This window comes from Pseudomonas sp. PS1(2021), assembly GCF_020405165.1.
GTDB lineage: Bacteria > Pseudomonadota > Gammaproteobacteria > Pseudomonadales > Pseudomonadaceae > Pseudomonas > Pseudomonas aeruginosa.
Window position 1 is genome coordinate 2750770 of sequence record NZ_CP084484.1, and the last position, 25483, is coordinate 2776252.

Below are 25483 nucleotides of genomic sequence, written 5' to 3' on the forward strand. Positions count from 1 at the left end.
ACATCGGCCGCCCGCCCCGGCGGCGCCGGCGTGACCGGAGCCGCCATTTGCGTCACATGTTAGCCGCTGATTCCGGCTTCCGATACGTCTAGCGCCTCGCTCCACGCGGATTCGTCGCCCGCTGGCGATCGCTGGCGCAGCCAGCGCTCCACCAAGGGCCAGACCTCTAGCTGGGCCGCCTTGCCGATCAGCATCTCGATATGCCCGTAGTCCTCGGCGTAGCCAGCCTCGCGTCCGAGCAACAGGTATTCGCGCTCGGACGAGGCGAACTGCTCGAACAACTTGCGACAGGCCCAGGACGGGTCCTGCCGGTCCCCAGCCCCGGCGACCGCCAATAGCGGTACGTCGACTGCGGCGAGCCCCTTCCACCAGTCGTTGCCCGGCTCGCCGAAGCGGCCGAACAGCCCATGCCAACGCAGGACCTCCAGCGCCAGGCCGACCGGCTCGTCTTCCGGCCCCTGCCGCCAACGGCTTCCGGACAGCGCATCGACGCGGCGCAGCAGCAGGCGCGCGAGGATGCCTGCCATGGGCAACCTGAACAGCCAGTGCGCGGTGCTGACCTGGCTACCGAACAACGCCACGGAAGCGATCCGCGCCTGGTCCAGGTAGCCCCCGCCCAGTCCCGCCGCCAGCACCACCCCACCGAGGGAGTGGCCAATCCAGTGCGCCGGCTGCCCGCACTGCTCGTGGATGAAGGAGGCCAGCGCCGGCAGGTCGTAGCGCGCGTAGTCGGCGACCCGGTTGTCCCGGTAACCATCGTTGCGAATCGACAGGCCATGGCCGCGCATTTCCGGCAGCCAGACATCGAACCCCGCCCGCGCCAGGTAAGGACCTAGTCCGAGCGCACGCGGCGAGTACCAGAAGCGGCGGTTGGAAAAACTCCCGTGCAGGAGGATCACAGGCGGTCCGCGCCGCTCGCCGGCGGCCTGCTGTCCAAGCCGGGTTACGACCAGCTCGACGCTGGCATCGGGGCTGTTGCCGGGCTTCAGGCGGTAGATGTCTTCGGTAAGGTCGGCGCGCAACTCGGCGCTGACCAGGGCGACAGGAAAGAGGCGACTACTGCTTTGCATGCTTGTCTTGTACAGGAGGCACGAAAAAGGGCGGTGTTACCCGCCCTTTCCGGATACAGCGAGGACCGATCAGGCCTGGTCTTGCCCCTCGGCAAGGAAGAACCAGGTATCCAGCACCGAGTCGGGGTTCAGCGAGACGCTCTCGATGCCCTGCTCCATCAGCCAGCGGGCCAGGTCCGGGTGGTCCGACGGACCCTGGCCGCAGATGCCGATGTACTTGCCGGCCTTGTTGCAGGCAGCGATGGCGTTGGCCAGCAGCTTCTTCACCGCCGGATTGCGCTCGTCGAACAGGTGGGCAACGATGCCGGAATCGCGATCCAGGCCCAGGGTCAGCTGGGTCAGGTCGTTGGAACCGATGGAGAAGCCATCGAAGAACTCGAGGAACTCGTCGGCCAGCAGGGCGTTCGACGGCAGTTCGCACATCATGATGACCTTCAGGCCGTTCTCGCCGCGCTTCAGGCCGTTCCCGGCCAGCAGCTCGACGACCTGGCTCGCCTCGCCCAGGGTGCGCACGAAGGGCACCATGATCTCGACGTTGGTCAGGCCCATTTCGTTGCGGACCTTCTTCAGCGCACGGCACTCCAGCTCGAAGCAGTCGCGGAACGACTCGCTGATGTAGCGCGAGGCGCCACGGAAGCCGAGCATCGGGTTCTCTTCTTCCGGCTCGTAGAGCTTGCCGCCGATCAGGTTGGCGTACTCATTGGACTTGAAGTCGGACAGGCGCACGATGACCTTCTTCGGCCAGAACGCCGCGGCCAGGGTGCTGATGCCCTCCACCAGTTTCTCGACGTAGAAGCCGACCGGATCGGGATAGCCGGCGATGCGCTTCTCCACGCTTTCCTTGATGTCCGCCGGCAGGCCGGCGAAGTTCAGCAACGCCTTGGGATGCACGCCGATCATGCGGTTGATGATGAATTCGAGGCGGGCCAGGCCCACGCCTTCGTTCGGCAACTGGGCGAAATCGAAAGCGCGATCGGGATTGCCGACGTTCATCATGATCTTGAACGGAAGGTCGGGCATGGCGTCGACCGAGTTCTTGCGCACATCGAAACCGAGTTCGCCTTCGAAGATGAAGCCGGTATCGCCTTCGGCACAGGAAACGGTCACCCCCTGGCCATCCTGCAGGATCTGGGTGGCGTTGCCGCAACCGACCACCGCCGGGATGCCCAGTTCGCGAGCGATGATCGCCGCGTGGCAGGTACGCCCGCCGCGGTTGGTGACGATGGCGCTGGCGCGCTTCATCACCGGCTCCCAGTCCGGGTCGGTCATGTCGGAGACCAGGACGTCACCCGGTTGGACCTTGTCCATTTCCGACACGTCGTTGATCACCTTGACCGGACCGGCACCGATGCGCTGGCCGATGGCACGCCCTTCCACCAGGACGGTCCCCTTCTCTTTCAGCAGGTAGCGCTCCATGACCGTGGCGCTGGCGCGGCTCTTCACGGTTTCCGGGCGTGCCTGGACGATGTACAGCTTGCCGTCGTCACCGTCCTTGGCCCATTCGATGTCCATCGGGCGGCCATAGTGCTTCTCGATGATCATGGCCTGCTTGGCCAGCTCGGTGACCTCGGCGTCGCTCAGGGCGAAGCGGGCGCGATCGGCGCGATCGACGTCCACTACCTTGACCGAGCGACCGGCCTTGGCTTCGTCGCCGTAGATCATCTTGATCGCCTTGCTACCCAGGTTGCGGCGCAGGATGGCCGGACGCCCGGCTTCCAGGGTCGGCTTGTGGACGTAGAACTCGTCGGGGTTCACCGCGCCCTGGACCACGGTCTCGCCCAGGCCGTAGGCACCGGTGATGAAGACCACGTCGCGGAAGCCGGATTCGGTGTCCAGGGTGAACATCACCCCGGCGGTGCCGGTTTCCGAGCGGACCATGCGCTGCACGCCGGCGGACAAGGCGACCAGCTTGTGATCGAAGCCCTGGTGCACGCGGTAGGCGATGGCGCGGTCGTTGAACAGGGAGGCGAAGACCTCTTTTGCTGCGCGGATCACATTGTCCACGCCGCGGATATTGAGGAAGGTTTCCTGCTGGCCGGCGAACGAGGCGTCCGGAAGGTCTTCGGCGGTAGCGGAGGAACGCACTGCCACGGCGAGGTTGTCGTTGCCGTTGGCCAGGGCGGCGAAGGCCTGGCGGATCTCGCTGTCGAGACGGGCCGGGAACTCGGCTTCCATCACCCACTGGCGGATCTGCGCGCCGGTCTTGGCCAGGGCGTTGACGTCGTCGACGTCCAGGGCGTCCAGGGCCGCGTGGATACGGTCGTTGAGGCCACTCTGCTCGAGGAAGTCACGGTAGGCCTGGGCGGTGGTGGCAAATCCGCCGGGTACGGAAACGCCGGCACCGGCCAGGTTGCTGATCATCTCGCCGAGGGATGCGTTCTTGCCCCCCACATGCTCTACATCATGGACGCCGAGCTTATCGAGGGAAACTACGTACTCTACCAAGGTGATCTCTCCACTATTGAATTGGAAAAGCTCAAGCGGGGCCAGGAGCAGCTCCGCTGGATTCTGGCCTGGCCCTTAGAAATAAGTGACAATGCTGCGACAGAAAGGCCTCTGACAACGCGCGGCCTATCATAGCCAAGAATCGTTCCTACCTTAAGGCTTTCGGTGCAAATGAAACGAACCGCATTCTTCATCTCGGACGGCACCGGTATCACCGCCGAAACCCTGGGCCAAAGCCTTCTGGCACAGTTCGAGAACATCAGCTTCGTCAAACTGACGAGACCGTACATCGATACCGAAGAAAAAGCGCGCGCCATGGTACAGCAAATCAATAATGCTGCCGAGTCGGACGGGGCCCGCCCGATCATCTTCGATACCATCGTGAACCGCGACATCCGGGCGGTCCTGGCGCAATCCAACGGTTTCATGATCGATATCTTCGCCACCTTTCTTTCGCCTCTGGAACAGGAGCTTTCGGCCGACTCGTCCTATTCGGTCGGCAAGTCCCACTCCATCGGCCACAACTCCAACTACATGGATCGCATCGAGGCGGTGAACTTCGCCCTCGACAACGACGACGGCGCCCGCACCCACTACTACGACAAGGCCGACCTGATCCTGGTCGGCGTCTCGCGCTGCGGCAAGACGCCCACCTGCCTGTACATGGCCCTGCAGTATGGCATCCGCGCCGCCAACTACCCGTTGACGGAAGAGGACATGGAGCGCCTGCAACTGCCGAACGCCCTCAAGCAGTACAAGCACAAGCTGTTCGGCCTGACCATCGACCCCGATCGCCTCACCGCGATCCGCAACGAGCGTAAGCCCAACAGTCGCTACGCCAGCTTCGCCCAGTGCGAATTCGAGGTACGCGAGGTCGAAAGCCTGTTCCGCCGCGAAAACATCGCCTACATCAACTCCACGCATTTCTCGGTAGAGGAGATTTCCGCAAAGATCCTCGTCGAAAAAGGCGTGGAACGGCGCTTCAAATAACCGCTCCGGGGCCAGCGGCTCGGCACCGCCAAGGTCCCTTGCCCGCTTCCGGTAACGCTTCGAGCCCCTGGATGGAATTTCGTTTCATCCCAGGGGCAAAACCCCGACCAAGTGGTATAAGCGGCTGTCGCTGCCGAAAAACCGCGTGATAGAATGCGGCCCGCATGCGCCTGGCGGGGCGCCCGGCATGCCCGGCCTGCCGAGCGCAGGTCGATGACGCAGGGTTTTCCGTCACGGACTGGACAGCGATCGCAAGATCGACCCGCCGAACGCGACACCAACCAGGACTTATGAAACTCAAGCCCTTAGCTCCCCTGCTCTGCCTATTCATCGCCGTACCAGGCCTGAGCGTAGCCGCCGAAAAGACGGTCTACGGCCTGAACGAATACGCGCGCATCAACGACCCGGACATCCAGCTGGCCGCCAAGCTCGACACCGGCGCCAAGACCGCCTCCCTCAGCGCCCGCGACATCAAGCGTTTCAAGCGCGACGGCGAAACCTGGGTGCGCTTCTACCTGGCCACCGACAACGCCGACGACACCCCGATCGAGAAGCCCCTGGCGCGGATCAGCAAGATCAAGCGCCGCCACGGCGACTTCAACCCCGACGAGGGCAAGGCCTATACCGCCCGTCCGGTGATCGAGCTGCAGGTCTGCATGGGCAAGGCGATTCGCACCATCGAAGTGAACCTGACCGACCGAAGTGCATTCCAATACCCGCTTTTGATCGGCTCGGAGGCCTTGAAGAAATTCGACGCACTGGTCGATCCGAGTTTGAAATACTCGGCCGGGAAACCCGGCTGCAAACCTGATGCAAAACCTGCTGAGTAAACGACATGCGCTCTCTCAACCTGCATCTGAAAGTCCTGATCGCCATCCTGCTGACCCTGGGTGTGGCGATCACCGCCTATCAGATTTTCGTCCAGGGTATTCCCGTTACCGAAGCCGAAACCGATGACCTCTGGAACATCGATGCCAAGGTCGACTTCGTCGCCACGCCGAAAACCCCGGTCAAGGTGCAGATGTTCGTTCCGCCGTTGAGCCAGGACTACGTCAGCCTCAACGAAAGCTTCGTCTCCAACAATTACGGCGTCAGCATCAATCGCGCCGACGGCAATCGCAAGGTGACCTGGTCCGCCCGCCGCGCCAACGGCAAGCAGACCCTGTACTACCGCCTGGTGCTGACCAAGCGCTACACCGGCGAGAAGACCAAGGAGAAAGGTCCGATCTTCCGCGACAGCCTGCCTCTGGAAGGCCCGGAGAAGATCGCCGCAGAAGCCCTGCTGGCCCCCATTCGCCAGCACTCGGCCGACGTCGAGACCTTCGTCAGCGAAGCCATCAAGCGCGCCAACAACGGCAACGACGACAACGTCAAGCTGCTGATGGCCGGCGACACCAGCCTGGAAAAGAAAGCGCATATCGTCGAAACCCTGCTGTCCATCGCCCACGTGCCGATGGAGCGGGTCCATACCATCCGCCTGGTCGCCGACCTGCAACAGAGCCCGGAACTGTGGCTGCGCAGCTTCAACGGCGAGAACTGGCTGTATTTCAACGTGGTCACCGGCGAACAGGGCCTGCCCTCCGATCGCCTGATCTGGTGGCTTGGCGATGAGCCGCTGATGACCATCGACGGCGGCAAGAAGGCCCAGGTCAGCTTCAGCCTGAACAGCAGCGAGATGAACGCCATCCGCCTGGCCAAGCTGTCCGACGAGAACACCGAGGCGGCCTTCCTCGAGTACTCCCTGTACGGCCTGCCGCTGTCCACCCAGCAGACCTTCCAGATCATGATCATGATCCCGATCGGCGTGCTGGTGATCCTGATCCTGCGCAACCTGATCGGCCTGCAGACCCTCGGCACCTTCACCCCGGTGCTGATCGCCCTGGCCTTCCGCGAGACCGGCCTGCAATGGGGTATCGCCCTGTTCACCGTGATCACCGCCCTGGGCCTGTCGCTGCGCTCCTATCTCGAGCACCTGAAGCTGCAGATGCTGCCGCGCCTCTCGGTGGTGCTGACCTTCGTGGTGGTGATGATCGCGGTGATCAGCCTGTTCAGCCACAAGCTCGGCTTCGAGAGCGGCCTGTCGATCGCCCTGTTCCCGATGGTGATCCTGACCATGACCATCGAACGCCTGTCGATCACCTGGGAAGAGCGCGGCGGCGGCCATGCGATGAAGGTGGCCATCGGCACCCTTTTCGCGGCATCGCTGGCGCACATCCTTATGCGCATCCCGGAACTGGTGTACTTCATCTTCACCTTCCCGGCCGTGCTGCTGATCCTGGTCGCCTTCATGCTCGCCATGGGCCGCTACCGCGGCTACCGCCTGACCGAGCTGTTCCGCTTCAAGGCCCTGCTCAAGGACTGAACCATGTCGATCTGGAAGACCTGGAAAGACCTGACCGCGAAAGGCGTGATGGGCATCAACCGACGCAATGCCGATTACGTCCTGAAGTACAACAAGCGGCACCTGTATCCGGTGGTGGACGACAAGATCATCACCAAGGAACGCGCGCTCGAGGCCGGCATCCACGTGCCGGAGATGTACGGCATCATCGAGACCGAGAAAGGCATCGACAAGCTCAACGAGATCATCGGCGAGCACAACGATTTCGTCATCAAGCCGGCGCAGGGCGCCGGCGGCGACGGCATCATGGTGATCGCCGACCGCTTCGAGGGCCGCTACAAGACCGTGTCGGGGAAGATCGTCAGCCACGAGGAGATCGAGCACCACATCTCGAGCATCCTCTCCGGCCTCTACTCCCTCGGCGGTCATCGCGACCGCGTACTGATCGAGTACCGGGTGACCCCCGACCAGATCTTCAAGAGCATCAGCTACGAAGGTGTGCCGGACATCCGCATCATCGTGCTGATGGGCTACCCGGTGATGGCCATGCTGCGCCTGCCGACCCGGCAGTCGGGCGGCAAGGCCAACCTGCACCAGGGCGCCATCGGCGTGGGCGTCGACCTGGCCACCGGCGTCACCCTGCGCGGCACCTGGCTGAACAACAAGATCGCCAAGCACCCGGACACCACCAACGCGGTGGACGGTGTGCAACTGCCGAACTGGGACGGCTTCATGAAGCTGGCGGCCGGTTGCTACGAGTTGTCGGGCCTCGGCTACATCGGCGTGGACATGGTTCTCGACCAGGAGAAAGGCCCGCTGATCCTAGAACTCAACGCCCGCCCGGGCCTGAACATCCAGATCGCCAACGACAGCGGCCTGGTGCACCGCTGCCACGCCGTCGAGGCGCGACTGGAAGAACTCAAGGCGAAAGGCATCGAAGAGTCCGCGGAAGAGCGCGTACGCTTCTCCCAGCAGCTGTTCGGCCACGTCCAGCAGCACCAGGGCTGACGTGCTTCCGGTATGAAGAAGCCCGGCTCCGGCCGGGCTTTTTCATGTCTCGGATTTCAACGCACCACGGCCAGCTCGAAGCCGCCCTGCCGGGCGTGCTCATGCACCTGCATACCCGCCTCGTTCACCGCCAGGCCCTGTAGCGGACGCTTGAACGGCTTGTTGTCGAGGGTTTGCAGCGAGCGGTCCTCGTCGGTGGTCAGCAGCAGCACGTAGCGCTCGCCGCGATTGGCTCGCACCGGCACCGTACCCTCGATGAAAGCGTAGCGATACCAGGTTTCCGGGTTCAGCTTGTACACCGCGTCGCTGACCAGCCGGGTCGGCCGCTTGTGCTCGTCGAGGAACAGCAGCGACGGGTAGACCACCTGGCGGTTGGCGAAACTGCGGATGCGCAGGCCGTAGACCCCCTGGGAGCGCGGCAGCCGGATCGCCGCGTAGAAGCTCCTGCCCATGGGAAAGTCGAAGCTCGGCGAGAAGCGGTTCAACTCCTCGTAGCGCGGTTCGTCGGCATCCAGTTCGGTGAAGTCGCTCTCGGCGATCTGCTCGCAGCAGCGCCGTTGCAGGTCCTGGTAGAGATCGTCGATGGTCATCTCGGTGCCCTTGAGCAAAGCCTTCAGCGCATCGCTCTGCTGGCCGGCGCCATCCAGGCCGGGCAACGCCGCCGGACGCTGCTTGAACTCGATCTGCCGGCCCTCGGTGAAGGCGATCTGCGACGAAGGCGCCGCCTCCCGCTTGAAGCGCGCCGCGCGCTCCTCGGGCGGGATCTGCGAGTTGTGCATGCGGCCCTTCTCGTCCACCCAGGTGTAGTAGGGACTGCCGTTCTCGCTGCGAACGAAACCCTTGCCCTCGAAGGCCTCGGCGTCGATGTATTCGGCGGAGTGTTCGCCGTTGGGCAGGACGTAGTCGGCGCGCTGGCCGGCGACCTGGGCGCCGGCATAGAAGCTGTTCTGCACGTTGCCGTTAGCATCGATCCAGGTGTAGTAGCGACGCTTGCTCTCCCCTCCGCTGCTGTTCCCCGGCCACTGCGTGGCGTTGTCCGCCTTGTTCAGCACCCGCGCCTGGTCGCTCTGGCCGATGCGCTGTCGCGCCTGGCGCTGCTGGCGGTCGAACTGGCCGTCGACGAAGGTGTTGTGCACCCCGCCATTGTCGTCCACCCAGGTCAGGTAGCGCCCGCCGGAGGCCCAGCCCGGCGAAGATGCCGGCAGCGCCAGGGAGAAGACGCAAAGTACGATGGATGCGCGCATCATGCTCCAGCCCTCAGAAGGTCGTACGGTAGGTCATGGCGAAAATATAGGCTTTCACCGTGGTGTCCACGTCCAGTCCCGCGTAGGGGTTGTACACCAGGTTGTCGAGCCCGGTGCAGTTCAGGTTGCAGCTGGTATCGGCCTTGACGCTCTGCTTGGTGACGAAGTAGTTGAAACCGACATCGATCACCGTGTCCTTGTCCCACTGGTAGCCCAGCCCCAGGCCGTAGAGATTGGCATCGCCGATCGGCACCAGGATATCCGCCTGGCCCTTGGGGATCGCCGAAGGCCGGTATTCGTAGCCGGCGCGCAGCTGCAAACGGTCGTTGACGTCGTACTGCACGCCCATGGCCCAGCTCCAGGTATCGCGGTAGCCGCGGTCGAGGGTGATGCTGTGGCTGGTGGCGTCCTTCGAGTCGAGGTACTTGGCGATGCGCAGCAGGTCGAGCTCGCGGTCGAACTCGATCTTGAACTCGTTCCAGTCGCTGTAGCCGTTCCATTTCAGGTCGAAGTTGAATTGCCACTTCTTGAACGGGCGCAGCTTCACGCCGGTGGAGAAGGCATCCGGATAGACCATGTTCATCGTGGCGTTGCCATGCTCTTCGTCGACGTTCCCGTAGGGGAACATCTGGCCGAGGATCGCACCGCCGAGCGACTTGTGCACCCCGGTCCAGAAACCCTGCCAGCCCTGGCCGTAGTCGACCCGGTACTTGCCCTTGAGCTTCATCCGCGACTCGCTCTGGTAGGTCGCGCCCCAGGCGAACCAGTCGGTGGGCTCCCAGAGCACGCCGAGGTTGAAGCTGGGCGAAAGCGACTGTTGCATGTCCAGGTCGATATTGGCCAGGTTCTGGAACGGACCGATATTGCCGCCGCAGACGTTGAAGAACACCTCGAGGATCTCCTGCATTCCCGGCAGGCAACCGATCTCCTTGGTCTGCTGCAACAGCCCGAGCAACTGGTTCGGCGCCCGGAAATCCTCGTTCAACGCTACTGCCTGGTGGGAGAAACCCACAGACAGGCCGACCGACAGCTCGTCGTTGACCTGGTAGGCCAGGGTCGGCGAGAAGTAGGTGAGCCGCTGCAACGACACCTCGCGTCCCTGGTAGCGCGCCGGATCGCTATCGGAATCGCGGCTGTAGCCCAGCGCTTGCGGGGTGTAGACGTTGGTGGCGAAGGTGAACTTGGAGCCCGGCGGGTTGATCGAGATTCCGGCCAGCGGCGCCACCAGCAACGGCACGTCGGTCATGCCGCCGAGACCGGGCAGGTACATGGTCGGGGTCAGGGTCCGGCTGTGGCTGTTGGCGACCGGGTCGTCGCGCAGGCCGAAGGTGCCTTCGCCGTAGTTCGGCGGCGCCTTGAAGCCGGCGCGGATGTCCATCACCCCGGTGAGCAGCTTCACGGTCGCCTGGCGGCCCTTCATCCTGGTCAGCGCCGCCGGGTTGTAGTGCACCGAATCGATGCCGGTCTCGTCGGCGGTCACGGCGTTGCCGAGGGCCATGGCTTTCGGGTTGCCGATGGTCAGGTCGTTGGCCATCTGCGCGCCGGCCGGCGGAATCCAGGCCAGGCACACCCCTGCCAGCGCCAGCCAGAGCGGCGCAATGCGCATCTTCATAACAGGCCTCGCTCGCGGGTTACTGGGCCTTCAGCCCTTTGATATCGAGGGGTACGGATAACCCCAGCAGTACATCCGGCGAGTCTTCCGTGAGGCCGAAACCGGCGTTGACGTTGACGATGTAGTCCGGTGACGTCCGCAAGCCGAGCGAGAAGTTCATGATGCTACTGGTCTGTTCGGACGACTCGAACGTACCGGCAGTGGTGTGGTAGCGGTTCTTCAGCGTGTAGGCCATCTGGTACGAAGTCGCCAGCGAGACGTCGTAGGACAGCGCGTAGGCCATGCCCATGTTGAAGTTGATCGTGTTGCCGGGCGAGACCTTCTCCAGCTGGGAGTTGTCGGCCAGGGTCTGGTGCACGTCGTCCACCGGCAGGTTCCAGGTGTAGCCGAGCGAGCCGTAGAGGACCACCGGGTCGATCACATAGGACATGTTCGCGCCGAAGCCCAGGCTGTAGTAGCCGTTGCCGGTGGAGATGTCCTTGTCCAGGTTGGTCTTGTAGGGACTGTCGCCGGTCGGCAGGCCGATGGTGGTATACAGCGTGGTGACCGGCCGCCCGCGCACCGCCGCCCAGGGCTGCCAGCGCAAGGTCGCGGAAACGTCGCCGAGGCTGTAGGCGTGGGTATCCATCTCGGTGTCGTACTTGGCTACCAGCGGCAGGCGGAAACTGAAGGTGAGGTTGTCCCAGATCCCGTAGTCGAAGGTGAAGGAGTTGGTGAAGGTGTGCTGGGACTGGCTCTGCCGGCCGGCGAGGCCGTAGATCTGCGTGCCGCCACTGGTCTTGGTCAGCGGCACCAGGGTCAGCCGCTGGTCGCGCACCAGCGCGTAGTCGAAACCGTAGGTCAGGGTCCGCTCGCCCTTCTTCAGCAAGGTGTAGCTCTTCTCGGCGGCCTGGAAGACCTCCTCCAGCGCCTTGGCGCTGTCGGCATCGTCATTCTTCTTGGCCAGCGCGTCACGGGCCTGGTCGACCGAGGCTTCCTCGGCAACGGACAAACCGCTGATAGACAGCATCAGCGCCGCCGCGCATGTGTACCCCCTGATTCTCATGGCGCTATCCCCAGAGATTGTTCTTGTTTTTGGGTATCTGCTACTTGGTGCGCAGGTGTATGACGTCGCCACCAGTGCCCAGCTCACGGACCTGGTTTTCAGTGATCTTGTTGATCTGCGGAAACTCGCGGAACGCCAGCAGGCTGACGGTGCGGTCGTCCACCAGGCGCATGTCGCGATCGTTCAGCGCCAGCGCGTTGCGGGGCTCCTGCCCACTCGGGAAGATCACGAACAGGACGTTCTGGTCCCAGATTTCCTCGAAGCGCGTCCGGGTGAAGCTGATGTTGCCCAAGGCCGGATCGGCGACGAAGACGTGATCGTTGTAGACATCGCGCACCACCACGAAATGCTTGAAGCCGGCATAGTGGATGGGGACCAGCGCCGGATGCTCGAGAGCGTCCAGGTCGCTGAACTCGGCGCGAAAACCACCGCTCTTGTAGCCCAGCGCAGCGGCGTAGCGCTTCATGTCGAGCAGCGAGAAACCGCGGCGCTGCACGATCTTATCGGCCTCGCCATAGCGCAGCAGCCCTTCCATGACCTGGCGTTCCTCGAGGTTGCGCCCGAGGTAGTAGTCCAGCAGCGTGGTAAGCGCCGCCGAGCCGCAGCTGTAGTCATAGGCCTGGCGGATGACGTTGCGGAACTGCAACTGGCTCATCGGCTCCAGCTGCACCGATTCGCGGTAGGGTCCATTGGGGGTCAGAGGCTGGCTGAGGTTGACCGTGCCCTGCGGTTGCGGCTTGGTATCGACCGTCTGGGTGAACCCGAACAGCCCGATCAGACTTCCCAGCAAAATCTCGAACATCGCCCCGTCGTACCTCTTTCGGAGAAAGACCCCGCCGATGCCTCGGCGAGGTCTTCGCGTCTCGACTCGGTTCCTGGATCAGTGACCCCAGACCTTGATGGTGGAACCGGCCATGTTCAGCCCGGAGACGGTCAGCGAGCCGATGCTGGCGGCGCTGGTGTCGCCCACCTTGATGGCGCCAACGGTCACGTCGCCGGTGATGGCCGGCAGGCCGATGGCCAGTTGCTGGGTCGACTTGCCGCCGATATCGGTGGTGACGACGTCGATGGTCAGCGGCTTGGTATCGTCGATGGTCAGCGCCGGCAGGCTGATGTTCTCCAGCCGCAGGGAGCCGCCGTTGGTGTCGGTATCGGTGTAGGTCACGGCCCCGACGGAGCCCTGGAAAGTACCGGAAATGCTGATGCCTGCCTGGCCGGTCACGTCGGACAGCGCGCCATCGTCCATGGCTTTCAGGTCGGCATGCGCCAGCAAGGGAGCAGCCAGAACAGCAGTTGCAAGGAACAGGTGCTTTTTCATTGTTATTTCTCCAGTGTTCAGGTGTGGTTTGCCCCAGGGCACTGCCGTTTGCATCCTGTCCCCGGCAGATCGACCGGCATCTCGCCGGTCTCCAGGTCCGGTACTGCTTCCCTAGGCGTCCCGGACATGGATTCGGTAGAGCCTCATGCTCTCTCGTCCTGGATTCCAAGCTACTGGGCCACCCCTTCCGCCGCCAGCCCATCCAAGGGATGGAGCGATGGCGGCTGCCGCTCACGCCTCGCTCAGCAGTCCCAGGCTTTTACCCTTTAGTACGGCTTGCGTTCTGCTCTTCACACCCAGCTTGGCGAACAGGTTGTGCAGGTGCCACTTGATGGTGGCTTCCGACAGGTGCACCGCCTGCGCGATATCGCGGTTCGACAAGCCCGCCGCCACCAGCCGCAGGATTTCCCGTTCGCGATGGCTAACATCCTGATTTTCATCGAAACTTTCCGGGTCCACGGAGAGCTTCCGGCACTGTTCGCGGAGCAGGTCGGCCAGCCCCTGCCAGGCCGCGGCACGCTTGGGTTCCGCTTCCCTCCAGCTTTCCCACATCGGCAACAGCCACAACGCGTCGTCCTGGAACAGCCGGCGGTAGCCGAGATTCCAGGCTTCCTCGAGCGTGGCGAGGAACAGGCCGATGGCTTTTTCGCTGTTACCTTTCTGCCAATACGCCACAGAAAGTAACAAGGACAAACGCAGCCGCCGATCCCTCTGGTAAGCGGAAGAGTAGCCGGCCAGACAGCTTTCCAGCTTGCTCTGCGCGCGTTCCGCGTGACGCTCGGACAATGCCAGCCGAGCCTCCGCCAGGACCAGGGCGGTCTGTGCGTCGGCATGCCGCTCGCCGGAGAGCCCGGCAAGATGCCGCTCCAGTTGCAGGCAGACCCGTTCGGCTTCGTTCGGACGGCGCAGCCACAGCAGGAACTGCACCTTGCAGCTCATGGCGTGAGCATAGACACGCTCGTAGCCGGGCGAGAGCAGACCGCTCAGCCATTCGTCGAGTTGCGCCAGCCCCTGCTCGGCGGCGCCGGAGAAGAAGCGCGCCTTGGCCATGACCAACTGGCCGCGACTGAGCAGTTCCACCGGCGTCGCGACATCCCGCCAGACCGTCGCCAGCGGTAGTTCGGCGAGCACGCCGGCATGCCGGTCCTGCTCGTAGAGCAGGTCGGCATAGGCCAGCGACAAGGGCCCGCCGACCCGGCTGCGCCGGCCGAATACCTGCTCGACCCGGTTGCGCGCCGACTCGGCGATCGCCCTGCCCCGCTCCAGGTCGCCACTCTCCTTGCAGATCAGGGATTCGATCAGGCTGGTCACCACCTGCAGGTACTCGCTGTCGGCGACTTTCAGGTCCTCCCGCGCGGAACCGATGGCGCCGGCGGCCTCGGCGTAGTCGCCGAGCAGCGCATGCGCCGAAGCCTGCACGCAGAGCAGGCTGGCGCGGAACACCGGCTGGTTGCTCGGGACCATGGACAGCCAGTGGCGGGCGACCTTCAGGCAGGCTTCGAGCTTGTCCTGGTAGAGCAACACCAGGGCCTTGAGCACCTGGGCGGCGGCGAGCAACTCGCCGAGCCCGAAGTGCATGACCTTGCCGCGCCCCTGCAAGAGGCGGTGGCTGACCTCCTCGATCAACGCCTCGGCCTCGGCGAAGCGTTGCTCGAACGCCAGTTGCCAGGCGTAGAAGATCTGGAACACCGGATGCTCGCGGATCACCTCGGCGGGAATGCCGTTGAGCATGCCGAGGATGCCGTACACCCGGTTACCGGCGATCAGGCGCGCGCCCTGGCGCTCCAGCAACTCGGCGGCGAACAGGTAGTCGCGGGCGCGAAGGGCGTACTTGATCGCCCGGTCGGCCAGGTCGCGCCCCTCGCACCAGCGCGCCGCCGCATGCAGCAACGGGGTCGGATCGGCATGCCGGGACAGCCGCCCCTGGAGGAACTCGGCGAACAGATGGTGGTAGCGGAACCATTCGCGCTGGTCGTCCAGGGCGATGACGAACAACTGCTCGTTCTGCAGGCGCATGAGCATGTCCAGGCCGTCGCGACGCCCGGTCAGCGCATTGCACAGTTCCGCATTGAACTCGTCGAGCACCGAGGTCTGGTCGAGGAACAGCTGCAGGTCGGCGGGCAGGCTGGCCAGCACGTCTTCCGCCAGGTAGTCGGCGATGTTCCGTTCGGTCCCGGAGAGCCCGCGGAGGAAACCTTCCCGGTCGGTATTGCGACTGAGGGCCAGGGCCGCCAGGTGCAACGCCGTGATCCAGCCTTCGGTGCGCTTGAACAGCAGCTTCAGCTCGCGCTCGCCCAGCTCCAGCCCCTTGAGGTCGAGGAGAAACGCATCGCTCTCCTCGCGCGATAGCCGCAGGTCTTCCGCGCTCAGACAGAAGGTCCAGGGCTTGAGGGTCGGCTCGTCGACCAGGAAGCGCGGGCGGAAGCGGGTCGAGGCCACCACCCGCACGTGATCGGGCAGGTTCTCGATCAGGTAGCGAACCCCATGCGGCAAGGCGGCGTGGCGGATGCGGTGGAAATCGTCGAGGAACAGGTACAAGGGGCCTTCCAGGCGACGCAGGTCGGCGAGGAAGGCATCCAGGATACCCTCCAGCGGCACCGCGACGTCGGTGCCGAGCAGATTGGCGGTATTGCCGCCGAATGCCGGGACCACTCGCTGGATGCTCGCCAGCAGGTACTGGATCAGACGCTGCGGTTCGCTGTCGGTCTCGTCGCAGGACAACCATGCCACCGCCGCGCCCTGCTCCAGCAGGCGCAGGCGCAACTGGCAGAGGATGGTGCTCTTGCCGAAGCCGGCCGGCGCGCTGAGCACCATCGCGCGTCGCCCGCGGGCCTCGTACAGGCGGTCGATCAGCGCCTGGCGGGGAAGCAGCGGCAACCCTCCGGCGCCTGGCGGGAACAGCTTGGTCTGCAACAGCGGGATGGTGCTGGCGGGAACCCCGTCGCGATGGCCCATGGTCAGAGCAGGCTCAGCTCGCGGGCTCGCCGGATCGCCTGGGTGCGATTGCGCACCTTGAGCTTTTCGTAGATGTTGTGCAGATGCCATTTGACGGTCCCCAGGGCCAGCGACAGGCGCTGGCCGATTTCTTCGTTGGATAGGCCCTGTGCGGCCAGGCAGACCACTTCGCGCTCGCGCTCCGTCAGGCCTTCCTCGAGCGCATCCTGGGGCTTGCGCACGCCCTGCCCGGGCCAGATGCCGAGCAGGCCGCGAATGAAGGTCTGTAGCGCCGGCTGGCGCTCGGTGGATTCGAGTTGCTGGAGCAACTGGCGAATGCCGTCGCCTTCCTCGATGAAGAGGCTGCGCACCCCTTCCCGTTCGGCATTGATCAGGCATTCGCCGAGCAGGCTGTTGGCCCGTTCCTGGTAGCCCAGGCGCTGATAGCTGAGCGCCGCCAGGATATCCAGGCGCAGGCGCTGCAGGCCGTGCCAGCCGGGCTGCAAGGTGCCGCGCAACTGAGTGATCTCGTGCAGCGCCTCGCTGAAATGTCCTCGCCCCTGCAACAGGCGCACGCGGCTCACGCCCAGCGACCAGTTGACCGGGTTGAAGGCCATGTTGCGGTAGTGTGCCGCCATCTTGTTCCAGTCCACGCTCTTCAACCGCTGCTCGGCGCGCTTCAGGCGGTCGGGGCCGCTGTCCTGGAGGATCAGGTTGATCTCTTCGGCCATGGCCTGGGCGAAGAAGCGCCACGACTGATTGCGCGAGGCCAGGGCCTGCATCGCCGCCAGGCTGGCCAGCGCCTCCTTCGGCCGTCCCAGCAGGCGCTGGGTGCGCGCCAGGCAGATCTGTCCCTGGGCATAGAAATCGATCGGATTGATCACATCCACATGCCCGAGCGCCCAGCCCAGGCGCTCTTCCAGCCCGTCCAGCTCGATCCTGTAGTAGGCGGTCAGGGCCTCGGTGATGGTCGGCAGCGCCAGCGCGCTCCTGGACTTCTCGAACAGCGGCCGGGCGCGCTGGCGGAGCCGCTCGATGAGCAGTTGCGCCTGCTTCACCTGGCCCTGCTCGAGTGCGAGGATCACCTCGACGTTGGCCAGTTGCATGTCCAGGTAGCGCCCTTCGAGGAAATGATTGCGCTGCTGCGCCAGCCCCAGCAGGCGCCGCGCCTGGTCGCCCTGGCCACGGACCACCTGGGCCAGCGCGGCGGTGATCAACACCGCCACTTCGAGGAAGGCAGCGTTCTGCCCGAGCTGGACCTCGACCCGGCGAGCCAGGGCGATGCACAGTTCCAGATCGTCCTTCTGCAACGCCACCACCGCCTTCACCGCCAGCGCGGAGAGGTACTGGTCGCCCATCGGCCCATCGCCGCGGCTCTCCCCCCAGCGCGCCAGCAGTTCGTCGATGATCCGGTTGGCCTCGCCCAGGCTGAGGTCGCTGGCCCGCGACCAGACATCGGTAAGGACCAGGATCGGATAGCGCTCGGCGATTTCGTCCGGCACATGCTTGCGCCAACGGTAGATCAGGCTGAGCTGGCCGCGGTTGATCAGCTCCAGTCCGCATCCGTCGACCAGCGCGGCGATCATCTCCGGGTCTTCCGCCGCACAGGCATGCTCGATGGCGAACGTCGGCATGTGGTGGTTGGTGAACCACAGGCTGGCGTTGAAATGCAGTTGCTTGAAACGGTCCGGATCGGAGTCGCGCAGGCGGTTGCGGAGGAAATCGGCGAACAGCAGGTGGAAGCGATACCACTGGCGTTCGCGATCCAGCGGCAGGAGGAACAATTGCATGGACTCCAGGCGCTCCAGCAGCGCCTGGCCGTCCTGGCGCCCGGTCAGGGCGTTGGCCAGGTCGCCGCTCAATTGGCTGGCAACGCCAAGGGCCAGCAGCGCTTCCTGCAGGTCGCCAGGCAAGCGTTCGAAGACCGCCGCCAGCAGATAGGCGCTGACCGCCTGCTTGTCGCCGTCGAGCAGGGCCATTTCCTGCACCTGCGGTTGCTGGCGCAGCCACAGGCTGACGAGATGCACGCCCACCACCCAGCCTTCGGTCTGGCCATAGAGCGCCTTCAGGCAGGGCTCGTCCAGATAGAGACCGCTGCGCTCGAGGTATTCGCGGGTTTCCTCGAAGCCGAGGCGCAGCTCCTCGAGGCCGATTTCCAGCAACAGCCCCTTGGCCCGCCAGGTAGCCAGGCTCAGCGCCGGCTGCGAACGCGTGCCCAGGGCCAGGACCAGCCCGGGCGGCGCGTACTGCACCAGGCGGTTGAGGCCGGTGAAGATGTCCGGGTTGCTAACCAGGTGCAGGTCGTCGAGCACCAGCAGCAACGGCCGCGCATAGCGATCGAGATCGCCGAGCAGGCTTTCAATCACCGCCACCACCGGGACCCGCATGGTGTTCTGCAGGTAGGTCTGGGCATCGTCGCCAAGCTGCGGCACGGCTTCGCCCAGCGCCTCGATCAGCTGCCGGCAGAAACGGGCGGGGTCGTCGTCTTCTTCGGCAAGCGAGAGCCAGGCCACCGCCTGGTCTGCTACAGTGCGCTCCCTGGCCAGGGCGGCGAGCGCGCAGGTCTTGCCGAAGCCGGCAGGTGCGGAAAACATCAGAACGCGTGAATGGGGATTGCGATCCAGCAGGTTGCGGATCGCGGGGCGAAGAGAATATTCGGCTGGCACCTGAGGCGGCACTATTCTGGAGCGCGAAAGGCTGCCGGCTGCTGGATTCTGTACTGCATCCACGGCCTGTATCCCTGTGTCATTATCATTGTGGTACGGAGCCAAATCTCCGTGGGATATTTCCATAATTAGCAGATCACCCTTCTTACGTAAACTGAAGAAATGGATCTAGGATCGACGATTCCGGCGAACTAGAATTCCTGACTGTCCCACTACCCCCACTTTCCATGCCCAGTTGTCATGTTCACCCCCTGCCCTACCATAGCGATCCAAGCTGTCTCTTTGCCATCATCCATGAGGCGCCCGGTGCGGTGATGCTCGATTCGGGTCGCCCCATCGCTACCCGTGGACGCTATGACCTTATGAGCGCCTGGCCATTGGCAGAACTGGCGCCGCTGCCCGACGAATCGGCCAACCGCTTCTTCGCCCGCCTACGCGAAGCGGCCGGAAGCCTGGGCCCCGCGCAGCTGCCAGCGCCGTACGAACTGCCCTTCGCCGGCGGTCTGCTGGGCTATTTATCCTACGACCTGGGTCGGCGCATCGAGCGCATCGGCGAACACGCCCGCGATGACCTGGGCCTGCCGCTGGCCTCCGTCGGCCTGTATGCCTGGGCGCTGATCAGCGACCACCAGGCCGGCACCAGCCAACTGGTATTCCACCCGCGATTGGACGAGCGCGAACGCCAGCGCCTGATCGCCCTGTTCAGCGAGGAAGCGCAAGGCACGGCCGGCAACTTCAAGCTTCTGGGAAAATTCCGACGGAGCATCAGCGCATCCGACTATCGGCAGGCGATCCGCCGCATCCAGGACTACATCCAGGCAGGCGACTGCTACCAGGTGAACTATAGCCAGCGCTTCCAGGCCGCTTGCAGCGGCTCGCCGTGGCCGGCCTATCGCGCCCTGCGCGAGGCCTGCCCGACGCCGTTCTCCGGCTACCTGCGACTGGCCGACGGCGCGATCCTCAGCCTGTCGCCGGAGCGCTTCCTCAAGCTCGGCAAGGGCAAGGTGGAAACCCGGCCGATCAAGGGCACCCGCCCGCGCGGCAAGACGCCCGAGGAGGACATGGCGCTGGCGGCGTCGCTGCTGGCCAGCCCCAAGGACCGCGCGGAAAACCTGATGATCGTCGACCTGCTGCGCAACGACATCGGACGCAGTTGCCAACCTGGCAGCGTACGGGTACCGGAGCTGTTTGCCCTGGAAAGCTATCCCAACGTGCATCACCTGGTGAGCAGCGTCACCGGCGAACTGGCGCCGGGCAAGGACGCCCTCGACCTGCTGGAAGGCAGCTTCCCCGGCGGCTCGATCACCGGCGCGCCGAAGATTCGCGCCATGCAGATCATCGACGAGCTGGAACCGAGCCGACGCGGCATCTACTGCGGCAGCCTGTTCTACCTCGACGTGCGCGGCGAGATGGACAGCTCGATCGCCATCCGCACCCTGCTGGTCAGGGACGGCCAGGTCAGTTGCTGGGGCGGCGGCGGCATCGTCGCCGACTCGCACTGGGAGGACGAGTACCAGGAAACCCTGGACAAGGTCCGGGTGCTACTGGAAACCCTGGAAGGAATGGCCGGGACAGCGTCCCCGGAATAGAAAAGAGCCCGCGTTCCGCGGGCTCTTTCATCGGCGGCGCGGCTACAGGCTCAGCGAACGGCTGGAAGCCTTGAGGAACTCGCGCTTGAGGTCTTCGTAGGTATGCACTGCGGGGAACTGGGGAAACTCGCGGATCACGTTTTCCGGGGCATGGAACAGGATGCCGGCGTGGGCCTCGGAAAGCATGGTGGTGTCGTTGTAGGAGTCGCCTGCGGCGATCACCCGGTAGTAGAGGCTCTTGAAGGCGATCACCGACTGCCGCTTGGGATCCTTCTGGCGCAATTGATAGCCGACCACCCGGTCGCTGTCGTCGATCTCCAGCTTGTGGCACAACAGGGTCGGGAAGCCCAGCTGGCGCATCAGCGGCTGGGAGAACTCGTAGAAGGTGTCGGAGAGGATCACCACCTGGAAGCGCTCGCGCAGCCAGTCGACGAATTCCACCGCCCCCTCCAGCGGCTTCAGGGTGGCGATCACCTCCTGGATGTCGCCCAGCTTCAGGCCATGTTCGTCGAGGATGCGCAGGCGCTGCTTCATCAGCACGTCGTAGTCCGGAATGTCCCGGGTGGTCGCCTTCAAGGCGTCGATACCGGTTTTTTCCGCGAACGCGATCCAGATTTCCGGAACCAGCACGCCTTCCAGGTCAAGACAGGCAATTTCCACAGGACTCTCCTCGAAATTCTCTGAACGATGGGGTGACGACGGACGCGGCACTCTAGCCCCTCGCCGAGGGCAAGGCAACGCCGGCTTATTCCTGGAATCAAGGTCGACAGGGGTAAATGGTTATTTAGGGCCATATGCCGCCCTTTGCTACCATTCCCGCCACAGAGCGCAACAGCGCCGCCCAGCACCAGGACCCCAGCCCGATGAGCCAGCCTTTCGACCTTCCCGCCCTCGCCTCCAGCCTTGCCGACAAATCCCCCCAGGACATCCTGAAAGCCGCCTTCGAGCACTTCGGCGACGAGCTGTGGATCTCCTTCAGCGGCGCCGAGGACGTCGTCCTGGTAGACATGGCCTGGAAGCTCAACCGCAACGTGAAGGTGTTCAGCCTCGACACCGGTCGCCTGCACCCGGAAACCTATCGTTTCATCGACCAGGTCCGCGAACACTACGGCATCGCCATCGACGTGCTTTCCCCCGACCCGCGCCTGCTCGAACCCCTGGTGAAGGAAAAGGGCCTGTTCAGCTTCTATCGGGACGGCCACGGCGAGTGCTGCGGCATCCGCAAGATCGAACCGCTCAAGCGCAAGCTCGCCGGCGTGCGCGCCTGGGCCACCGGCCAACGCCGCGACCAGAGCCCCGGCACGCGCAGCCAGGTGGCGGTGCTGGAAATCGACGGTGCCTTTTCCACGCCGGAAAAGCCGCTGTACAAATTCAACCCGCTGTCGTCCATGACCAGCGAGGAGGTCTGGGGCTATATCCGCATGCTCGAACTGCCCTACAACAGCCTGCACGAACGCGGCTATATCAGCATCGGCTGCGAACCCTGCACCCGTCCGGTGCTGCCCAACCAGCACGAGCGCGAGGGCCGCTGGTGGTGGGAGGAAGCCACCCACAAGGAGTGCGGGCTGCACGCCGGCAACCTGATCAGCAAGGCCTGAAACCGTCGATAGAGCGTATGCAATCGGGGTAAAGTGCAGGTCGAACCCCGAGCGGAGACCCAGCATGCGCATCACCATGGTCAAGAAAGTCCTCGCCAACGGCGAGGACTGCCGCAAGTGCAAGGAAGTCCGGCAACGCCTGGAACAAGGCGGCTACCTGCCGCGCATCCATCGCACCCTGGTGGCCGACGAACGCGACCCGAACAGCGCAGGCTGGATGGTCGCCGCCCAATATGGCGTAGAGACCGCGCCGTTCTTCGTGGTTCGCCACGACGACGGGCGCGAACAGGTCTACACCGTGTTCATGAGCTTCCTCCATGAAGTCCTCGAACCGCGAGCCGAGCAGTCCGCGGACGCTGATCGCGAAGCGCTGGCCAGGCTGGCCGGACGCGACAATCTCGACATGCTCTGAGGGCCAGCCATGAAAAAGCCCGGCACCAGGCCGGGCTTTTTCATGGGCCGAGGCGATCAGTAGACCGGCAGTTCGATGCCGTCGAACAACTCGTCCAGCTCGGCCTTGTTGTGGCATTGCACGGCCTTGGCCAGCAGCTCGCGGGTCAGGTGCGGAGCGAATTTCTCGATGAAGTCGCACATGAAGCCGCGCAGGAAGGTGCCGCGGCGGAAGCCGATCTTGGTCACGCTGGACTCGAACAGGTGGCTGGCGTCGAGGATCACCAGGTCGTTGTCGAGCTTCGGATCGACCGCCATGTGCGCCACGATGCCGACCCCCAGGCCCAACCGCACGTAGGTCTTGATCACGTCGGCATCGGCCGCGGTGAATACCACCTTGGGCACCAGGCCGCGCTGGCTGAAGGCTTCGTCGAGCTTGGAGCGGCCGGTGAAGCCGAACACGTAGGTGACGATCGGCTGCTCGGCCAGGGCTTCCAGGGTCAGTTTCGGCAGCTTGGTCAGCGGATGCCCGTGGGGCACGATGACGCAGCGATTCCAGCGGTAGCAGGGCATCATGATCAGGTCGCCGAACAACTCCAGCGCCTCGGTGGCGATGGCGAAGTCGACGGTGCCGTCGGCGGCCATTTCGGCGATCTGCATCGGCGTGCCCTGGTGCATGTGCAGGGAGACGTCCGGGTACTGCTTGATGAAGCCGCTGATCACGTTGGGCAGCGCATAGCGCGCCTGGGTGTGGGTAGTGGCGATGGACAGCGTGCCCTTCTTCTCGTTGGAGAATTCCTGGGCGATCTGCTTGATGCTCTCGACCTTGCGCAGGATCTCGCCGGCGGTATGGATGATCCGCTCCCCCGCCGGCGTCACACGGGTCAGGTGCTTGCCGCTGCGAGCGAACACCTCGACGCCCAGTTCGTCCTCCAGCAGGCGGATCTGCTTGCTGATGCCCGGCTGCGAAGTATAGAGGCTCTGCGCCGTGGCGGAGACGTTGAGGTCGTGGTGCGCAACCTCCCAGATATAGCGCAATTGCTGAAGCTTCATGGAGATTCCTCGAAAAGGTTGTCGCGACCGGCGATCAAGAACCGAAGGTATATAACCATATTAATGGTTTGAGGAATAAAATTAGACGTTTTTTTTGATTTTGCACGCTTTTTCACCAGCCGACTGCTGGCCTACAGGTCGCGACTACGGTGCTGCAACATCGGCACCAGGTACACCGGTACCTCCGCCAGTTGCACCAGACGCGCGGCAGTCCGGCCCAGCGGCGTGTCGAGCTGGGTGCCGTGGCTATGGCTGCCGGCGACGATCAGGTCCACGGCCAGCTTTTCCGCCTCATCGAGGATCATCTGCGGCGGGTCGCCCTGCACCACCCGCACGCTCTTGACCAGCGCCGCATCCTGGGGCAACTCGCCGAGTTCATCGCGAAACCCTTCCAGGACCCGTTTCTCGATGCTTTCCATGACGTTGTCCAGCCCTTGCGCCCGCAGGTCCTGGAGACGCTCGGTGTCAAGGTAGGTCTGCAGGACTGACTCGGCGAACAGCCCGAGGGGCTCCACCACATGGACGACATAGAGCTCGGCGTTGTAGGCGCGGGTCAGCGACAGGGCGTGTTGCAGGACATAGGGAGCATAGAGCCCCAGATCGGTGGCATAGAGAATCGAACGAATCATGCGGCCTCCTCGACAGCCTGCGCGGCGGGCCTCATTAGCAGATTAGCAGCAAGCATCCATTCTCCTAGCGTTCCCTGCTGTTTCGGGCTTTTTCCGGCCCGTTGGGGTAAATCCCTTTTCTCCCTGCGAGCGCGGCGCCGGCTGGTCGCCGCGCTCGGCCCTTCAGCGCGGTTGCGCTTCGAGGAAGCGCAACGCCTGGTGCAGCGCCTCGACCCTGGGCATCCGGTAGCCCGCAGCAGCAGCGCGGGCCAGGGGCGCGGCATAGATCGCCGCCAGCTCCAGTGGCCGCCCATGGGCGAAGTCGTGGTACATGCTCGGCCGATAGTCGGGCATCCGCTCGGTCGCCGCCAACAGTTGGTCCGCATAGCCCTCAGGCAGGATGAAGCCGCAGGCGCCGGCAGCCCCGATGACTTCCTCCATGATCGCCTCGATCAGCGACCGACTGTCCGCGTTGGCCATCAGCGGCGCGGTGCTGCTCTTCAGCAATACCGACAGCCCGTTGTAGGGGATGTTCCAGACCAGCTTCTGCCAGCGCGCCTGCTCCAGGTCGGGCATCGCCGTGGACTCCAGCCCGGACTCGCGGAACAGCGCGGCACCCTCCTCGACGATCTCGCGCCGGCGTCGCTCGTCGGCCGGTCCGGAATGATAGCCGAGATTCACTCCGCCGTAGGCCTGGTGCTCGATCACGCCCGGTTCGCCGCGATGCACACAGATGAAGCAGAGGCCGCCCAACAGATGCAGGCTTTCCGGCAGCAACGGCCGCAGCCGCTCCTCCACGCCCAGACCGTTCTGCAGCAGCAGAACCTTGGCACCCGGCGCCGCCGCTGCGCGGATCAGGGGTGCCAGTTCGTCATTGCCGGTGGTCTTGGCGCCCACCAGCAACCAGTCGCAGGGCGGCATGTCCTGCGCCGAATGGTAGGCCTGGACCGGCGCCAGGCGCCGGAAGCCATGCACCGCACTATTCAGGCTGAGTCCGGCGCGATTGACCGCCTCGAACTCGCTGCGCAGGAGAAAATGCACGTCGTGGCCGGCATGCGCCAGCATCAATCCATAGAAGCCGCCGATGGCTCCCGTACCGATGACGCCGATCCGTTGCTGCTTTGAATCCATCAGGGCAACTCCTCAGGTAAAGCGGTCGACCCCGCCAGCACCGCACCCCGCAAGGCTTCCTGGTGCAGCGGAACGTTCAGTGCGCCATGGAAGCGGCCGTCGCGGACCATGAACAGGGCCGGCAGGTGAAAAACGCCGTAGCGTTCCACCAGGCCGCCATTGCGGCCGGCGTCCACCCAGCACAGGCGCTCGATGGGCAGGTCCATCGCGGGGAGATGGCGCCGGGCCCAGCGGCACGACGCGCAGCCTTCGCTGGTGAATACCAACAGCGAAACCCCTTCCAGGGCAAGCAACTGCCGGTCGGCGTCCAGATCGGTGAGTTCCAGGGACGGCACGCTGCTGACCTCGATAGAAAGGAAGAAATGGGGCCCGACCATCATCCGTATGCTTCGGCTCCTGCGATAGCGCTGGCGCCCTCCTCGGCCAGCGGATCCGGGCAGG

21 protein-coding genes are annotated in these 25483 nt (G+C 64.3%); 7 read left to right on the top strand and 14 right to left on the bottom strand.

Features of this window, described 5'->3' with window-relative positions:
• Positions 1-59: 59 nt before the first annotated feature.
• Positions 60-1070 (bottom strand): alpha/beta fold hydrolase, encoded by a 1011-nt coding sequence (locus LE197_RS13125; protein WP_003120309.1) that lies wholly within the window; start codon positions 1068-1070, stop codon positions 60-62.
• Between the two features lie 69 nt (positions 1071-1139).
• The gene (gene ppsA, locus LE197_RS13130; protein ID WP_003098065.1) at positions 1140-3515 is read right to left on the bottom strand and encodes a phosphoenolpyruvate synthase; all 2376 of its coding nucleotides are present in this window, start codon (positions 3513-3515) and stop codon (positions 1140-1142) included.
• A 171-nt stretch (positions 3516-3686) separates the two neighbouring features.
• Between ppsA and LE197_RS13135 the strand changes: the two genes are divergently transcribed.
• The 4 genes from LE197_RS13135 (at position 3687) to LE197_RS13150 (ending at position 7854) form a co-directional block, all read left to right on the top strand.
• Positions 3687-4505, top strand: coding sequence for a pyruvate, water dikinase regulatory protein (locus tag LE197_RS13135; RefSeq protein WP_003087813.1), 819 nt, complete (start codon positions 3687-3689; stop codon positions 4503-4505).
• A gap of 290 nt (positions 4506-4795) precedes the next feature.
• Positions 4796-5335, top strand: a complete 540-nt coding sequence (locus LE197_RS13140; protein WP_003087811.1) for an ATP-dependent zinc protease — start codon at positions 4796-4798, stop codon at positions 5333-5335.
• A gap of 5 nt (positions 5336-5340) precedes the next feature.
• Entirely contained in the window at positions 5341-6867 is a 1527-nt protein-coding gene (locus LE197_RS13145) for an inactive transglutaminase family protein (RefSeq protein WP_003087809.1), read from the top strand.
• Between the two features lie 3 nt (positions 6868-6870).
• A complete protein-coding gene (locus LE197_RS13150) occupies positions 6871-7854 on the top strand; it encodes an alpha-L-glutamate ligase-like protein (protein WP_003087807.1) in 984 nt (327 codons plus the stop codon).
• A gap of 56 nt (positions 7855-7910) precedes the next feature.
• Here the strand turns inward: LE197_RS13150 and LE197_RS13155 are convergent, their stop codons facing one another.
• From LE197_RS13155 to LE197_RS13185, 7 genes are all read right to left on the bottom strand, one after another.
• Positions 7911-9098 carry a MalM family protein gene (locus tag LE197_RS13155; protein WP_003122846.1) on the bottom strand — a complete coding sequence of 396 codons (1188 nt, stop codon included), beginning with the start codon at positions 9096-9098 and terminating at the stop codon, positions 7911-7913.
• Positions 9099-9111: 13 nt separating this feature from the next.
• Positions 9112-10710, bottom strand: coding sequence for an outer membrane protein transport protein (locus LE197_RS13160; protein WP_003117704.1), 1599 nt, complete (start codon positions 10708-10710; stop codon positions 9112-9114).
• Positions 10711-10729: 19 nt separating this feature from the next.
• Positions 10730-11755, bottom strand: a complete 1026-nt coding sequence (locus LE197_RS13165) for a transporter (RefSeq protein WP_003120313.1) — start codon at positions 11753-11755, stop codon at positions 10730-10732.
• A 40-nt stretch (positions 11756-11795) separates the two neighbouring features.
• Positions 11796-12557, bottom strand: coding sequence for a C39 family peptidase (locus tag LE197_RS13170; protein ID WP_003098072.1), 762 nt, complete (start codon positions 12555-12557; stop codon positions 11796-11798).
• A gap of 78 nt (positions 12558-12635) precedes the next feature.
• Entirely contained in the window at positions 12636-13073 is a 438-nt protein-coding gene (locus LE197_RS13175) for a DUF6160 family protein (RefSeq protein ID WP_003098074.1), read from the bottom strand.
• Between the two features lie 231 nt (positions 13074-13304).
• Positions 13305-16028, bottom strand: coding sequence for a helix-turn-helix transcriptional regulator (locus LE197_RS13180; protein ID WP_003087788.1), 2724 nt, complete (start codon positions 16026-16028; stop codon positions 13305-13307).
• 2 nt (positions 16029-16030) lie between these two features.
• Entirely contained in the window at positions 16031-18736 is a 2706-nt protein-coding gene (locus LE197_RS13185; protein ID WP_017002214.1) for a helix-turn-helix transcriptional regulator, read from the bottom strand.
• Between the two features lie 164 nt (positions 18737-18900).
• Between LE197_RS13185 and pabB the strand changes: the two genes are divergently transcribed.
• Positions 18901-20262: an aminodeoxychorismate synthase component I gene (gene pabB, locus LE197_RS13190; protein ID WP_009314634.1), complete on the top strand. Its 1362-nt coding sequence runs from the start codon at positions 18901-18903 to the stop codon at positions 20260-20262.
• 42 nt (positions 20263-20304) lie between these two features.
• Here the strand turns inward: pabB and thrH are convergent, their stop codons facing one another.
• Positions 20305-20922: a bifunctional phosphoserine phosphatase/homoserine phosphotransferase ThrH gene (gene thrH / locus LE197_RS13195; RefSeq protein WP_003098078.1), complete on the bottom strand. Its 618-nt coding sequence runs from the start codon at positions 20920-20922 to the stop codon at positions 20305-20307.
• Between the two features lie 203 nt (positions 20923-21125).
• Between thrH and LE197_RS13200 the strand changes: the two genes are divergently transcribed.
• Both LE197_RS13200 and LE197_RS13205 read left to right on the top strand, forming a co-directional pair.
• A complete protein-coding gene (locus LE197_RS13200; protein WP_003087779.1) occupies positions 21126-21860 on the top strand; it encodes a phosphoadenylyl-sulfate reductase in 735 nt (244 codons plus the stop codon).
• Between the two features lie 64 nt (positions 21861-21924).
• The gene (locus tag LE197_RS13205) at positions 21925-22272 is read left to right on the top strand and encodes a hypothetical protein (RefSeq protein WP_003098081.1); all 348 of its coding nucleotides are present in this window, start codon (positions 21925-21927) and stop codon (positions 22270-22272) included.
• A gap of 56 nt (positions 22273-22328) precedes the next feature.
• On the opposite strand, the gene cysB is transcribed toward LE197_RS13205, so the two are convergent.
• From cysB to LE197_RS13225, 4 genes are all read right to left on the bottom strand, one after another.
• Complete coding sequence (cysB, locus tag LE197_RS13210; RefSeq protein ID WP_003087775.1) at positions 22329-23303, bottom strand: HTH-type transcriptional regulator CysB; 975 nt, start codon at positions 23301-23303, stop codon at positions 22329-22331.
• Between the two features lie 131 nt (positions 23304-23434).
• Complete coding sequence (locus tag LE197_RS13215; protein WP_003087770.1) at positions 23435-23932, bottom strand: universal stress protein; 498 nt, start codon at positions 23930-23932, stop codon at positions 23435-23437.
• 162 nt (positions 23933-24094) lie between these two features.
• The gene (locus LE197_RS13220) at positions 24095-25042 is read right to left on the bottom strand and encodes a putative 2-dehydropantoate 2-reductase (protein ID WP_003113573.1); all 948 of its coding nucleotides are present in this window, start codon (positions 25040-25042) and stop codon (positions 24095-24097) included.
• Positions 25042-25419, bottom strand: coding sequence for a thioredoxin family protein (locus LE197_RS13225; RefSeq protein ID WP_003120319.1), 378 nt, complete (start codon positions 25417-25419; stop codon positions 25042-25044). The genes LE197_RS13220 and LE197_RS13225 overlap by 1 nt, the downstream gene beginning before the upstream one ends.
• Between the last annotated feature and the right edge of the window lie 64 nt (positions 25420-25483).